Below are 13,497 nucleotides of genomic sequence, written 5' to 3' on the forward strand. Positions count from 1 at the left end.
GGGGAGATCTCGATGATCGCTCGCCGCTGGCACGGGCGCGTGCCTAATTCGCTGGCCGCTGAGTACTTGCGGCTGATGCAGGAGGTCGCTTTGCCCGACTACCGCTCGACCCAAGGCAACCGGGGCGCCTGGTGCCTGAACCGCGTCGAGGGCGACGTGACCCACGTCGAGATGCTGACGTTCTGGGACGACTTCGCCGCGATCAAACGGTTCGCTGGCGAGGACGTGAGCGTTGCGAAGTATTACGACTTCGATGACGCGTTCCTGCTGGAGAAGGAACCCGGCGTGTTGCACTTCGAAGTTCGGGAGTGAGCTTCGATCCCTCCCCGTCCCGGGGAGGATCTCTAGACGTCCAGGTTCGCCACGTTCAGCGCGTTCTGCTGGATGAAATCGCGGCGTGGTTCGACGACATCGCCCATCAGGCGGGTGAAGATCTCGTCGGTCACGTCGGCATCTTCGACCTTCACCTGCAGTAGGATGCGGTTGTCGGGGTCGAGCGTGGTTTCCCAAAGCTGTTCGGCGTTCATTTCGCCGAGACCCTTGTAGCGCGAGATCGACAGGCCCTTGCGGCCGGTGACTAGCACGGCCTCGAGCAATTGGCTTGGCCGTGTGATCGTGCCGTCGATAACGACCGGCGCGGTCGCCGCCTCTTCACCTTCATCGATTGCCACTTCGACGTCTGGCTCCGCCTCGGCGCCCGCCTTCGACAGGCGGCCGGGTGCGGCATAGGCTTCGGCCATTTCCTGCGTCAGCTTGTGCAACTTGCGCGCTTCAGCGCTGCCGACGAAGCCGTGTTCGATCAGGTGTGCGTCGGTCACCCCGCGCCATACTCGGTCGAAACGGATCGTGCCGTCCTCGCGCAACTCGGCCGCCCAGGTAGCTTCGGGATCGCCCATCTTGAGTTGCGTCGCGGCGCGGGCCAGAGCCTGGCTCCGCTGGTCGTTGGACATGTCCGGATCGAGCGCGCCCGCCAGGGCCATGGCCTCGACCACGGTGGCATCGTACTTACGCGGAACGAAGGCCATCAGGCTCTTCATCCTCAGGGCATGCTCGACCAGAGCGGCGAGGTCGGCTCCGCCCCGGGCACCGCCTGAGGTCTCGAGCACCCGGCCCTGCAGCCCGGCTTCGACCAGGTAGCGATCCAGCGCGGCCTGGTCCTTCAGGTAGACCTCGCTGCGGTTCTTGCTGACCTTGAACAGCGGCGGCTGCGCGATGAACAAGTGACCGGCCTTGATGATCTCCGGCATCTGCCGATGGAAGAACGTCAGCAGCAGCGTGCGGATATGCGCGCCGTCGACGTCGGCGTCGGTCATGATGACGATCTTGTGGTAGCGCAGTTTGTCCAGGTTGAACTCGTCGCGGATGCCAGTGCCCATCGCCTGGATCAGCGTGCCGACTTCCTTGGAGCTGATAATGCGGTCGAACCGTGCGCGCTCGACGTTGAGGATCTTGCCGCGCAGGGGAAGGATCGCCTGGTACTGGCTGTCGCGGCCGCTTTTGGCCGAACCGCCCGCGCTGTCACCCTCGACCAGAAACAGTTCGCACAGCGAGGGATCGCGCTCGCGGCAGTCGGAGAGCTTGCCTGGCAGGCTGGCGATGTCGAGCGCGCCCTTGCGCCGGGTCAGTTCGCGCGCCTTGCGCGCGGCTTCGCGCGCGGCGGCGGCATCGACGATCTTCTGGACGATGGAGCGGGCGTCGGCCGGATTTTCCTCCAGCCATTCGCTCATCTTCTCGCCCATCAGGCTTTCGAGCGGCTGACGGACTTCGCTGGAAACCAGCTTGTCCTTGGTCTGGCTGGAGAACTTGGGATCGGGCAGCTTGACCGAGACGATGGCGGTCAGCCCTTCGCGCATATCCTCTCCGGTCAGCGCCACCTTCTCTTTCTTGAGCAGCCCGGTGCGTTCGGAATAACCGTTGAGCGTGCGGGTGAGCGCGGCCCGGAACGCGGCGAGGTGAGTGCCGCCGTCGCGCTGCGGGATGTTGTTGGTGAAGCAAAGGACGTTCTCGTAGTACGAGTCGTTCCATTCCAGCGCGACGTCGATGCCGATGCCGTCCTTTTCCGCCGAAACGGAGATCGGCTCTGGGATCAGCGGCTGCTTGTTGCGGTCGAGGAACTTCACGAACGCCGCGATGCCGCCTTCGTAGAACAAGTCGTGCTCCAAGGGTTCGTCATGCCGCTTGTCGCGCAGCAGGATGCGCACCCCGGAGTTGAGGAAGGCGAGCTCGCGATAGCGGTGCTCGAGCTTCTCGAAGTCGAACTCGGTCACGTTCTTGAACGTGTCGGTCGAGGCCATGAAGGTGACGCGGGTGCCCTTCTTGCCCGCCGGTGCCGGACCGGTGACCTTGAGCGGGGCTTCGGCGTCGCCGTGGCGGAAGCGCATCCAGTGCTCTTCGCCGTCGCGCCAGATTGTCAGCTCCAGCCATTCGCTCAGCGCGTTGACCACCGAGACACCCACGCCGTGGAGGCCACCCGAAACCTTGTAGGCGTTATCTTCGCTGGTGTTCTCGAACTTACCGCCGGCGTGGAGCTGGGTCATGATGACCTCGGCCGCCGAGACGCCTTCTTCGGCATGGATGCCGGTCGGAATGCCGCGGCCGTTGTCCTCGACCGAGACCGAACCGTCGGGGTTGAGTTCGATCAGCACCAAGTCGCAATGTCCGGCCAGCGCCTCGTCGATAGCGTTGTCGCTGACTTCGAACACCATGTGGTGCAGGCCCGAACCGTCGTCGGTATCGCCGATGTACATGCCCGGGCGCTTGCGTACCGCATCGAGGCCTTTCAGGACCTTGATCGAATCGGCACCATAGGCGTTGGCGTTGGGGAGGTTCTCGGCTGGTTCAGTCATGCCCATCATATAGGCATCGAAGTACGATTACGGAACCCGCTGGCGGCCCTTCCATCCACAATCGAAACGTGGTCCATTCAGCCATCAATTTCGAGGGCATGGACTATGAGGAAACGGGTTGCTGCAGTGGCTCTGGGCGCGATGCTGGCTTCGTCTGCCGTAGCGCAGGTCCCAACCGGGACAATGGGACCGCTACGGCCCGATCAACAGCGCTTCCGCGATCTCTACAAGGAGCTGATCGAGACCAATACCACGCTCTCGGCGGGGGACTGCACGCTGGCCTCGCAGCAGCTTGCTGCGCGGTTGAAGGCCGCCGGGCTGCCTGATGCGAATGTGACCGTGTTCAGCGCGCCCGACCATCCCAAGGAAGGCGGGCTTGTGGCGGTGTTCCCGGGAACCTCGTCCGGCGCCAAGCCGATCCTTCTGCTTGGCCATATCGACGTGGTCGAAGCCAATCGGGCCGACTGGGTCCGCGATCCGTTCACGCTCATCGAGGAGGGTGGCTATTTCTACGCCCGGGGTGCGGTCGACGACAAGGCGATGTCGGCGATCTGGGCGGACATGCTCATTCGCTTTGCCGAGGAGGGCTACAAGCCCAAGCGCACGGTCAAGATCGCGCTCACCTGCGGCGAGGAGACCGACACTGCGTTCAACGGCGCAGACTGGCTCGCCAAGAACCGGCGCGAGCTGATCGATGCGCAATTCGCGCTCAACGAAGGCGGGGGCGGCAAGACCGACGGCCAGGGGAAGATTGCGATCCAGGGAATCCAGGTGGGAGAGAAGATCTATCAGGATTTCATTCTGAGCGTGACCAACCCCGGCGGGCACAGTTCGATGCCGGTGCCGGACAACGCGATCTATCGGATGTCGGCCGCGCTCGAGAAGATTGGCGCCCACGAATTCCCAATGCAGTTCAACGACACCACCCGGGCGATGTTCGCCAAGGGCCGTTACCTGCGTCCTGGGGAGATCGGCGAGGCAGCCGAACGGCTCGCGGCCAATCCTGGCGATCGCGAGGCCGAGGCGATCGTCAACCAGGACAAGCAGTTGCACTCGCTGCTGCGGACGACTTGCGTCGCCACGATGGTGGATGGCGGTCACGCTCGGAACGCCTTGCCGCAGCGGGTCGAGGCCAACGTCAACTGTCGGATCTTTCCGGGGAATACGCCGGCCGAGGTCCAGCAGGACCTGACACAGGTGATCGGCGATGAGGCGATCTCGATCCGCCCCGCGCGGACCGACAAGCCGCTAGCCGCGTCACCCGCACTCGATCCCGCGATCATCGGCCCGATGGAGCGGCTGGCGCAGCGCTATTGGCCGGGGGTTCCGGTCATCCCCTCGATGTCCACTGGTGCGACGGACGGACTCTATCTCGCCGCGGTGGGCATCCCGGTCTACGGTGTGGCCGGAATGTGGGGCGATCCCGACGGCAACGGCGCGCATGGCCTTAACGAACGGATCGAGGTGAAGTCGCTCTTCACGGGTCGCGACTATCTCTACGATCTGGTGAAAGCTTATGCGGGCTGAGCCTCAAACGAAAACGGCCGCCCGAAGGCGGCCGTTCCACACGCATCCAAAGCCTGGTGTCAGAAGGTCCAGACCATCGGGAGAGGATAAGTGCCGGCGCCAGAGACGTAGGCATTGAATACGCGCTTGAAGAAAGTGATCATCGGTAGCTCCGTTGGGCGAGCCGCGGAGTACGGGTTCGCGGCTCGCCCGTTCAGTTAAGTTCAAAAGACGCTGGCGAGGGCCATGCTCTGGTAGGGTTCGAGCACCGAAACCTGCTCCAGGGCATTGGTCTTGGCTTCGGTCTTGCAGGCTTCGAAGGCCACCATGCCCTTGATGTTGCGAAGATCCGGCTTGGAGCAGACTTGCTCCGCAGCCGCGTCCACGCGCTGTTCGAGCTTGGCGGCGCCCGCGGCGTCCGTGAGATCGAGGTCGGAGTAGGACACCACAACCTCGGTCTCTTCGGCCAGGGCCGGAGTGGCGAGGGCGGCGGAGGTCGCCAGGGCGGCGAGTACGGTAACGATCGACTTACGCATGGCTGTTTCCTTCGATTTGGGTGCTGCCTCCTCGGCTTGCCCCCGTCTTCACTTGCCCGTCCTTTGTGCGGCGCAGCATGAAAATGTGCAAATGCGAAGAAGGCAAAGGGTGTTGCGCAATTTGCAACATGCTTTTTCACATTACCGTAACGAGGGCGGGGCGAAGTGCGGTTGGCCCGATCGCCCCCGCTAGACATGGAGGGCGCAGGAACCTAACTGCCCGCCATGGACGCCCAGCACCTTCCCGATTCCATCCTGATCGTCGATTTCGGCAGCCAGGTAACGCAATTGATCGCCCGCCGCGTGCGCGAAGCGGGGGTCTATTCGGAAATCGCTCCCTTCACGATGGCCGAAGAGGCCTTCGCGCGGCTCAAGCCGAAGGGGATCATCCTGTCGGGCTCGCCCGCGGGCGTACCGGAGGAAGGCAGCCCGCGCGCGCCGATGTCGCTGTTCCAGAGCGGGTTGCCGATCCTCGGCATCTGCTATGGCCAGCAGGTCATGACGCATCAGCTCGGTGGCGAAGTCCGGCCGGGGCACGAGACGGGCGAAGGTGGCGAGTTCGGCCGCGCGTTCCTGACCGTGACCGAGGACTGCGCCCTGTTCGACGGGCTGTGGAAGGTCGGCGAACGGCACCAGGTGTGGATGAGCCACGGCGACAAGGTCACGCGCTTTGCCGAAGGTTTCCGCATCGTCGCCACCAGCGACGGCGCGCCCTTCGCGGTAATCGCGGACGAGGCGCGTCAGTACTACGGTACCCAGTTCCATCCCGAGGTCGTGCATACGCCCGACGGGGGCAAGCTGATCGCGAACTTCGTGCGCCACGTCTGCGGTTGCGCGGGCGATTGGACAATGGCCGAATTCCGCAAGACCAAGATCGAGGAAATCCGCGCCCAGGTTGGCGACGGCAAGGTTATCTGTGGCCTGTCCGGTGGCGTCGACAGCGCCGTGGCCGCAGTGCTGATTCACGAAGCGATCGGCGATCAACTGACCTGTGTGTTCGTCGACCACGGGCTGATGCGCATGGGAGAGGCCGACCAGGTCGTCAGCCTGTTCCGCAACACTTACAACATTCCTCTGGTCCACGTGGACGTGGAGGAGATGTTCCTCGGCGGCCTTGCCGGGGTCACCGACCCCGAGGCCAAGCGCAAGTTCATCGGCAAGACCTTTATCGACGTGTTCGAGGAAGAGGCGCGCAAGATTGGCGGGGCGGACTTCCTTGCCCAGGGCACGCTCTATCCCGACGTGATCGAGAGCGTCAGCTTCACGGGCGGTCCTTCGGTCACCATCAAGAGCCACCACAACGTCGGCGGCTTGCCAGAGCGGATGAACATGAAGCTGGTCGAGCCGCTGCGCGAACTGTTCAAGGACGAAGTCCGCGCGCTCGGCCGCGAGCTGGGCCTGCCCGAGGCTTTCGTCGGCCGCCATCCGTTCCCGGGCCCGGGTCTGGCCATCCGCATCCCTGGCGAAGTGACCAAGGAACGCTGCGACATCCTGCGCAAGGCTGACGCCATCTATCTCGAAGAGATCCGCGCCGCCGGGCTCTACGACGCGATCTGGCAGGCTTTCGCCGTGCTGCTACCGGTCAAGACCGTGGGCGTTATGGGTGACTACCGCACTTACGACAGCGTCTGTGCGTTGCGCGCCGTAACCAGCACTGACGGTATGACCGCTGACGTCTATCCTTACGACGGCCAGTTCCTGAGCCGCGTGGCGACGCGCATCGTCAACGAGGTCAAGGGCATCAACCGCGTGGTCTATGACTACACCTCGAAGCCACCCGGTACGATCGAGTGGGAGTGAGGTCTTGTCTCGGCCGCTAGGCCACCCCAGAATTGGGTTCTGAAAGGAATTCCATGCGGATCGCTGCCCCAATCTTCGCGACTGCCCTGACCCTTGCGCTCGTCCCTGCGCTGGCGAGTTGCGGTCAAACCGACGCTCCTGTCGCCTCTGCTCAAGCGAAAGAGATCGCCTGGCGCGAAGGCGATGTCGACGACGCGCTGGCGGAGGCCAAGGAGAGCGGCAAGCCGGTTATCCTCTACTGGGGCGCGGTCTGGTGTCCTCCCTGCAACCAGATGAAGGCGACCCTGTTCAAGGATCCCGACTTCATTGCCGAGACGCAGAAATTCGTCCCCGTCTACCTCGATGGCGATACCAAGGACGCGCAGCGCTGGGGCGAACGGTTCGGCATCAGCGGTTATCCGACAGTGATCGTGCTGCGGCCCGACGGGACCGAGATCACCCGCATATCCAGCGCCACCATGGCCAATGAACTGCCGGACTTGCTGCAGGTCGCCGCCGGCCGGACAACCTCGATCGAGGCTCTGCTGGAGAAGGCCCAGACCGACACCGCCAGTCTCGACGCCGACGACTGGCGCATTCTCGCCGGGTTCGACTGGCGTAACGACCCGCGGCATTTTGCAGACGACGCCAAGACCGGAAAGTTGCTCGACCAACTGGCCGCCGCCGCGCCCGAACCCGCGCTTCAGCGCCGCTTCGGGCTGCTGGCGCTCGCGGTCCAGGCAGAGGAAGGTGATGACGGAAAAGTCGCGCTTGACGCGGCGCAGCAGGCCCGCGTGGGCGAAAAACTGACGCCGATCCTCTCAAGCCCGGGCGAGATCATGGCCAACGGACAGGAGCTGACGCACGACGCCCCCGCGCTTGTGACCGCCCTCCCGAAGTCGCCCAAGCGCGAAGAACTCACCGGCAAGCTCATCGCTGCCGGCGATGCGATCTACGCCAACGAGAAGCTATCGCTGACCGAGCGGGTCGAAGCGCTGAACATCGATGTCGCGCTGGCCACCGCCAATGGTCCCATCCCCGCAAGCCTGCTGGCCAAGGTGCGCGAGCGTGCCGCCTGGGCCGACAAGACCGCGACCGACAAGATCTCCCGCCAGTCGGTAATCGATTCCGCCGCATACCTGCTGTTCGACGCGGGCGATCGCGCCGGGGCGAAGAAGTTGCTGACCGCCGAACTCGAGCGCTCGAACCAACCCTACTACTACATGAGCAGCCTGTCCGACTTCGCCGAGAAGGAAGGCGACAAGGCCGCCGCCGTCGAGTGGGCGCGCAAGGCCTACGAGGCCGCGCAAGGTCCGGCCACGCGGGTCCAGTGGGCGATCCTCTACTCGAACGCGGTCCTGCGCCTCACGCCTGAAGACGAGGCGGCCGTCGCCAAGAGCGGCGAGGCGGTGATCGCCGAGCTGAGCAAGAGCCCCGACAGTTATTACCAGCGAACCCGCGTCAAGCTCGCTGCCTGGGGCGACAAGCTGCGCGAATGGAGCGAGGCGCACGACGGCGCGGACATCCTTTCCCAGTTGCGGACGAAGATGGCTACGGCCTGCGCCGGTCAAGGCTCGCAAGCGGCGGCGTGCAACTCCTGGTCGAAAGCTGCCTGACCCGGTCATCCGGGTCGCCGAGGCGCGTGACGCCGTTGGCCTTGCGCGCCTGATCGGCCAGCTCGGCTACGATGCCACGGCGGCGGAGGTCGCCGATCGCCTCGGCCTCATGGAAACCGACGGACGCATCGTGCTCGTCGCGGAGCTCGAAGGTGAGGTGGCGGGCTGCCTCACCACGTCGGTCATGCGAGTGCTGCATCGGCCCGCCCCGGTTGGCCGGATCTCAATGATGGTCGTGGACGAAGCGCTGCGCAGCCGTGGCCTTGGCGCGCTACTGGTGCGGGCCGCGGAAGAGGCGCTGGCAGCACAGGGCTGCTACATGGTCGAAGTCACCAGCCACGTGAGGCGTACCGAGGCTCATCGATTCTACGAGCGGCTGGGTTACGAAAAGACGAGCGTGCGGTTGGCGCGCGAACTCTAGACCCGCCTTACCAGGCGAAACCGGACCTCACTGCCCTTTCCTCCGCAGGCGTGGTCTTGCGTCCCAGCACCTTGTTGCGATGAGGGAATCGGCCGAAGCGTGCGATCATCCTGTAATGCCTGCGCGCGAACGGCATTCCGTAGCGGTGCCCCAGGGTGGAGAATACCGCCAGGCACTCCAGTTGATCGGCGATGTGCTCGCTATGCATCAGGGGCATGTAGAGGAATTGGCGTTCGACGAGGGAGAGCGGCTCGTCCCACCCGCGGGCGCGGGCACCTTCGGAAATGGCGCGAGCGAGCCCGTCATAGGCAAAGGCCCGAGGTGTGCCGCGATAGAGATTGCGCGGAACCTGGTCGAACAGCAGGACGGCGGCCAGCGCACTGCGAGGATCGGTGAGGAATTCGCTCGCGGGCCGGTTGCCGAGAGACTGGAGGTCACGTTCGAAGCGGTTGCGCAGGGCGTTGTCGACCTGGGCATCCGGCTGGAACCAGTCGGTGGGCGCCAGCTTGTGAAACCAGAAGTGGAGCAGCTCGGCCGCCCAGCGCGTACGCCCTGCGGCCAAGCCCTTAGCCCTTCCGGTAGGGGACGAAGTCGCTCATGAACACGACGCCGGTAAAACGGCCGCTCTGGTCGATCGTGCGCGTGATATCCTGCTTGCAGAGCTGGCTGCCGAAGCGATCGAAGATCGGAATATCGGTCCAACTCAGCGACCGGGGATCGTTGGGCCGCGAGACCCAGATCGTGTCGCCCGCGTCGTAGACGATGCCGACATAGTCGATCACCTTCAGGTCGGTGCTGCTGCGCAGCGTCATGATGCAAGAGGTCGGTTCGCCGGCGACGCGGCCTTCGAGCATCTTCGCCAGACGGGCTTCGTTCTTCTCCTGGCGCGTCTCGGCCGAGGCCGCCGTGGCGCCCGTGAGAGCCAGTGCGGCGCCGGCGAGGATCATGGCAAAGGTCTTCATCTGCAATCTCCCTATCGGCGGGATCATGCGACAGATGTGGTGAACCGCGCCTGACCGGTCAAGCATCGAGGCGGCCGGAGGCGATCAGGGGTTGACCGAGCCGCCCGGCACTTCGTCCGATTCGGGCAAGTCGCCCACGCCGATTTCGTGAATGCCACGCTCCGCTGGACCGCCACGCAGGATAAAGCGGCGGTCGCAATAGCCGCAGTCAACGTAGCCGAGTTCGTCAATCTGCATGTAGACGCGCGGGTGGCCCAGCGCGGCCGGGCGATAGTTGGCACCGCCGCGAATGTCGCCGGCGCCGTCGCACCATACTCGCGGAGCATCGACCAGAGTGGTTTCGGGGACGTTTTCCATCGCCGCCGCGCTTAGCTGTGTCGGCCGTTTCCCGCAATCCGCCACGAAGCGGCTCCGCCGGAAAGGTCAGTTGAAGTTCACTTCGAGCTGCAGCGTACCGTTGTAGGCCCCGCCCTGCTGATTGGCATTGACGTGCAGCGTCCCGCCGATCCGGAAGCGGGCCGTTCCGTTGTTAGAGGTGATCTCGTGACGCCCGAGATTCCATCCGCCGGCGCCGTTGATCGGCGTGAGGTCTGTCGTACTCAGGGTGATGTTCGTCACCTGCATCGTCGCGCCGCCAGGCCCAAGCAGGGTGATGATCCCGCCGTTCTGTTCGCGCATGCGGACGCGGCCCTGCTTCTGGCCCATCACCGTGAATTCGGCCGGTTGGCAGGTGCCGGTGCGGACGAGGCCGCCGGTCACGTTGCAGGTCGCGGAGGCAGTCGGCACGAGCACGACAGTGCCTGCGCTTGCCGGTTTGGCGATCTGGCCGAAGTTCATGTCGGCGGTCTTTACGACCGTTCCCGGGTCGAGAATGGCGGCTTCAGCTGTCGCAGTCGCCGCGCCGCTTGCCTGAGCGAGCGCGGACAGCGGCGCGGCCAAAGCTAGCGCTGCCAGGCCAATCTTGTGGGAAGTCCCTATCACCATACCGACGGCGTCAGGCGCGCGGCGCCTAGTTATAGTTGATGTCCAGCGCGTAGGTGCCCTGGTAAACGCCGGCCCGCTGGTTGGCCGCGACGTTGAGGGTTCCGCCCATGCGGAACGTGAAAATGCCACCGAGATCGACCACGAGATAACGCTGCTGCGTGGAACTGGAACTGGTCAGCCACATTCCGGTCTCGCTTCCGAACGTGAAGTTGTTGACGCGCATGGTCGCGCCGCTCGGTCCGGCCAGGAAGATCTGCCCCCCGACGGGTTTGGTGATGACCACAGTATTGAGGAAGCCCAGGTCGCCTCGGAAATAGGCCGACTCGCAAGCCCCGCTGTGAATAATCCCGCCAGTCGTGGTGCAGTTGCCCGAATTGGTCGCGGGGATCACGACGGTTCCGGCAGCCAAGGGCTTGGCGATGTCCCCGAAATCCATGTCGGCCAGCTTGATCACGGTGCCCGGCCGGAAGAGCGTGGCCTGGGCGTCCGCCCGCCCGGTGGCGCTTTGCGCCAGCGCCGGGAGCGGCAGGGCCAGCGCAAAACCGGCGAGCAGCGCACAGGCTGCCCGCCGAAGCCTGGCCTCTCGCCGATCAAGGCGCGCCCTAGTGAGATTCCCCAACCCCATCGGTAAGGTTCTAGTCACCAAGCCATGAAGGCGGTCGCTCGAAACAGGGTTAGCGCTGCGTTAACGATCAGTGGCAGCCCACGTCCGGCCCGCTGCCCCATCGCCGCTCTTCCATCGCAAGGGGACAGGCTCTAAGGGCCGCAAATGCCCGATGCAGCGATCGAAATCCGCGATCTCGTCAAGGAATACGCCGCGCAAGGCGACGCGCCGCCCAAGCTGGCGCTGAAGGGCGTTAGCTTCGACGTACCCGAAGGCGGCATATTCGGCCTGCTCGGCCCGAACGGCGCGGGGAAGTCCACCCTGATCAACATCATGGCCGGCCTGGTGATGAAGACCAGTGGTTCGATCCGCATTTGGGGCCACGACATCGATCGCGATCACCGCAATGCCAAGATGTGCATCGGCATCGTGCCGCAGGAGATCGTGTTCGACCCCTTCTTCACCCCGTTCGAGGTGCTGGAGAACCAGTCGGGCATGTACGGCGTGGCCAAGCACTTGCGCCGCTCGGAGGAACTGCTCCGCGCCGTCCACCTCGCCGACAAGCGCGACGCCTACTCGCGCTCGCTCTCGGGCGGGATGAAGCGGCGGCTGCTGATCGCCAAGGCGATGGTCCATTCGCCGCCGATCCTGGTGCTCGACGAGCCGACCGCGGGCGTCGATGTGGAACTGCGCCGCCAGTTGTGGGAGCTGGTGAGTGAGCTCAATTCCGAAGGCGTGACCGTGGTTCTCACCACGCACTACCTCGAGGAAGCCGAGCAGTTGTGCGATCGCATTGCGATCATCGGTAACGGCGAGCTGATCGCCAACAAGCCGACGCGCGAATTGGTGGGCATGGCGCGGGAGAAGATAGTCCGCATCACCGTCGACAAGGACCTTGCCGGGCCGCCGATGGAACTCGCTTTCCTCAAGGCCGAGGTGCTCGATCCCAGAACGGTCGAGATCACCTATGACCGCGACAAGAGCAGCGCCGGACAGGTGCTCGCGCTGGTCCAGCAGCATGGCTATGCGATCGAGGACGTGACCACCCGCGAGGCGGACCTCGAGGATGTTTTCGTCCAGCTGACGAGCAACGCAACCGTCCTCTAGGCTTTCGCATTTGCCGCTTGATCGCTAGTCCCATTCCAGGTCGCGCTGCGGAGGGGATTCGCAATGGCAAGCCGTGACCTCGAAACGCCGCCCGAAGTCGTCAAGCTACTGGAAATCGCCTGGGGGTACTGGGCGAGCCAGGTGCTCAGGCAGACCGCCGAAATGGGCCTGGCGGACAACTTCGCCTCAGGGCCGCGCGATGCCGACGAGTTGGCCGGCGAACTGGGTTTGCACGGGCCCACCTTCCGCCGTTTCCTGCGCACGCTCACCGGCATGGGCATCCTCACCGAAGTGGGGCCGCGCCGTTATGCGCTGACTTCAATGGGCGAAGCGCTCAAGACCGGGGCGCCCGGCTTTGCCCGGTCGACCATCATCGGCTTGATCGGCAAGTTGGTCAGCCCCGCCTGGGAGAACCTCGATTACTCGCTCAAGACGGGCGAGCCGGGCTTCGAGAAGCACTATGGCAAGGGCTTGTTCGAACACATTATGGAAACGCCCGGCCTCCCGAGCTTGTTCAGCGAGATAATGGTCGGCATTCACGGCACCGAACCTCCGGCTGTGGCCCAGGCCTATGACTTCTCCGGCATAGGCTCGCTGGTCGATGTCGGCGGCGCTTCGGGCAACATGCTCGGCCATATTCTTTCCCGCCACCAAGGCGTGACGGGCGTGCTCTACGATCTGCCCCACGTGGTCGCCGATGCGCCCGCGCTGCTCGGCAAGTTCGGCGTGGCGGACCGGGTTGCGGTCCAGGGCGGCAGCTTCTTCGAGGGGGTGCCCGAAGGCTACGACGCTTATCTGATGTCGCATATCATCCATGATTGGGACGAGCAGGAATGCGCCACCATCCTTGGCATTGCCATCGCGCGATGAAGCCGGATGGCAAAGTGCTGATCGTGGAGATGATCCTGCCAGAAGGCGATGAACCGCATCCCGGCAAGCTCCTCGACATGATGATGCTCTGCGCGCCCGGCGGGCAGGAACGAACGTCCAGCGAGTACGAGGCGCTGCTCGCCGCCAGCGGTTTTCGCATGACCCGGGTAGTGCCCACTCAGTCTGCAGTGAATGTGGTCGAAGCGGTCCGGGCCTGAAGCCGGCGGCCTGACCGGCGCGCTGCTGCGGTGTGAGATAGCACCTTC

General features: G+C 64.5%; 15 protein-coding genes. 8 read left to right on the forward strand and 7 right to left on the reverse strand.

Annotated elements, in window-relative coordinates; translation table 11 throughout:
* Nucleotides 1–12: 12 nt before the first annotated feature.
* Nucleotides 13–312, forward strand: a complete 300-nt coding sequence (locus KK137_RS14350) for a hypothetical protein (protein ID WP_214537218.1) — start codon at nucleotides 13–15, stop codon at nucleotides 310–312.
* Between the two features lie 32 nt (nucleotides 313–344).
* Here the strand turns inward: KK137_RS14350 and gyrB are convergent, their stop codons facing one another.
* On the reverse strand, nucleotides 345–2,846 hold the full coding sequence (gene gyrB / locus KK137_RS14355) for a DNA topoisomerase (ATP-hydrolyzing) subunit B (protein WP_214537219.1): 2,502 nt from the start codon (nucleotides 2,844–2,846) through the stop codon (nucleotides 345–347).
* A 105-nt stretch (nucleotides 2,847–2,951) separates the two neighbouring features.
* Here gyrB and KK137_RS14360 point away from each other — a divergent pair, with 105 nt between their 5' ends.
* On the forward strand, nucleotides 2,952–4,373 hold the full coding sequence (locus KK137_RS14360) for a M20/M25/M40 family metallo-hydrolase (RefSeq protein WP_214537220.1): 1,422 nt from the start codon (nucleotides 2,952–2,954) through the stop codon (nucleotides 4,371–4,373).
* Between the two features lie 203 nt (nucleotides 4,374–4,576).
* On the opposite strand, the gene KK137_RS14365 is transcribed toward KK137_RS14360, so the two are convergent.
* The gene (locus KK137_RS14365; RefSeq protein ID WP_214537221.1) at nucleotides 4,577–4,888 is read right to left on the reverse strand and encodes a UrcA family protein; all 312 of its coding nucleotides are present in this window, start codon (nucleotides 4,886–4,888) and stop codon (nucleotides 4,577–4,579) included.
* A gap of 225 nt (nucleotides 4,889–5,113) precedes the next feature.
* Between KK137_RS14365 and guaA the strand changes: the two genes are divergently transcribed.
* The 3 genes from guaA (at nucleotide 5,114) to KK137_RS14380 (ending at nucleotide 8,704) form a co-directional block, all read left to right on the forward strand.
* Nucleotides 5,114–6,688, forward strand: coding sequence for a glutamine-hydrolyzing GMP synthase (gene guaA, locus KK137_RS14370; RefSeq protein ID WP_214537222.1), 1,575 nt, complete (start codon nucleotides 5,114–5,116; stop codon nucleotides 6,686–6,688).
* Between the two features lie 53 nt (nucleotides 6,689–6,741).
* Nucleotides 6,742–8,283, forward strand: coding sequence for a thioredoxin family protein (locus KK137_RS14375; protein WP_214537223.1), 1,542 nt, complete (start codon nucleotides 6,742–6,744; stop codon nucleotides 8,281–8,283).
* A 109-nt stretch (nucleotides 8,284–8,392) separates the two neighbouring features.
* Nucleotides 8,393–8,704, forward strand: a complete 312-nt coding sequence (locus KK137_RS14380) for a GNAT family N-acetyltransferase (RefSeq protein WP_214537224.1) — start codon at nucleotides 8,393–8,395, stop codon at nucleotides 8,702–8,704.
* Between the two features lie 7 nt (nucleotides 8,705–8,711).
* Here the strand turns inward: KK137_RS14380 and KK137_RS14385 are convergent, their stop codons facing one another.
* From KK137_RS14385 to KK137_RS14405, 5 genes are all read right to left on the reverse strand, one after another.
* The gene (locus KK137_RS14385; RefSeq protein ID WP_214537225.1) at nucleotides 8,712–9,266 is read right to left on the reverse strand and encodes a DUF924 family protein; all 555 of its coding nucleotides are present in this window, start codon (nucleotides 9,264–9,266) and stop codon (nucleotides 8,712–8,714) included.
* 4 nt (nucleotides 9,267–9,270) lie between these two features.
* Nucleotides 9,271–9,666, reverse strand: coding sequence for a hypothetical protein (locus KK137_RS14390; protein WP_214537226.1), 396 nt, complete (start codon nucleotides 9,664–9,666; stop codon nucleotides 9,271–9,273).
* An 84-nt stretch (nucleotides 9,667–9,750) separates the two neighbouring features.
* Nucleotides 9,751–10,023 carry a zinc-finger domain-containing protein gene (locus KK137_RS14395; protein ID WP_214537227.1) on the reverse strand — a complete coding sequence of 91 codons (273 nt, stop codon included), beginning with the start codon at nucleotides 10,021–10,023 and terminating at the stop codon, nucleotides 9,751–9,753.
* Between the two features lie 66 nt (nucleotides 10,024–10,089).
* A complete protein-coding gene (locus KK137_RS14400; RefSeq protein WP_214537228.1) occupies nucleotides 10,090–10,647 on the reverse strand; it encodes a DUF4402 domain-containing protein in 558 nt (185 codons plus the stop codon).
* 28 nt (nucleotides 10,648–10,675) lie between these two features.
* Nucleotides 10,676–11,293 carry a DUF4402 domain-containing protein gene (locus KK137_RS14405; protein ID WP_214537229.1) on the reverse strand — a complete coding sequence of 206 codons (618 nt, stop codon included), beginning with the start codon at nucleotides 11,291–11,293 and terminating at the stop codon, nucleotides 10,676–10,678.
* A 126-nt stretch (nucleotides 11,294–11,419) separates the two neighbouring features.
* On the opposite strand from KK137_RS14405, the gene KK137_RS14410 reads away from it, so the two are divergent.
* The 3 genes from KK137_RS14410 to KK137_RS14420 all read left to right on the forward strand — a co-directional run bounded on the left by KK137_RS14410 (nucleotide 11,420) and on the right by KK137_RS14420 (nucleotide 13,449).
* Nucleotides 11,420–12,361, forward strand: a complete 942-nt coding sequence (locus KK137_RS14410; RefSeq protein WP_214537230.1) for an ABC transporter ATP-binding protein — start codon at nucleotides 11,420–11,422, stop codon at nucleotides 12,359–12,361.
* A gap of 63 nt (nucleotides 12,362–12,424) precedes the next feature.
* Nucleotides 12,425–13,231, forward strand: coding sequence for a methyltransferase (locus KK137_RS14415; protein ID WP_214537231.1), 807 nt, complete (start codon nucleotides 12,425–12,427; stop codon nucleotides 13,229–13,231).
* Complete coding sequence (locus KK137_RS14420) at nucleotides 13,195–13,449, forward strand: methyltransferase (protein ID WP_214537232.1); 255 nt, start codon at nucleotides 13,195–13,197, stop codon at nucleotides 13,447–13,449. Before KK137_RS14415 ends, KK137_RS14420 begins: the two co-directional genes overlap by 37 nt.
* Nucleotides 13,450–13,497 lie beyond the last annotated feature (48 nt).

Origin of the sequence: Croceibacterium selenioxidans, from assembly GCF_018599195.1 — a bacterium.
Taxonomy (GTDB): domain Bacteria; phylum Pseudomonadota; class Alphaproteobacteria; order Sphingomonadales; family Sphingomonadaceae; genus Croceibacterium_A; species Croceibacterium_A selenioxidans.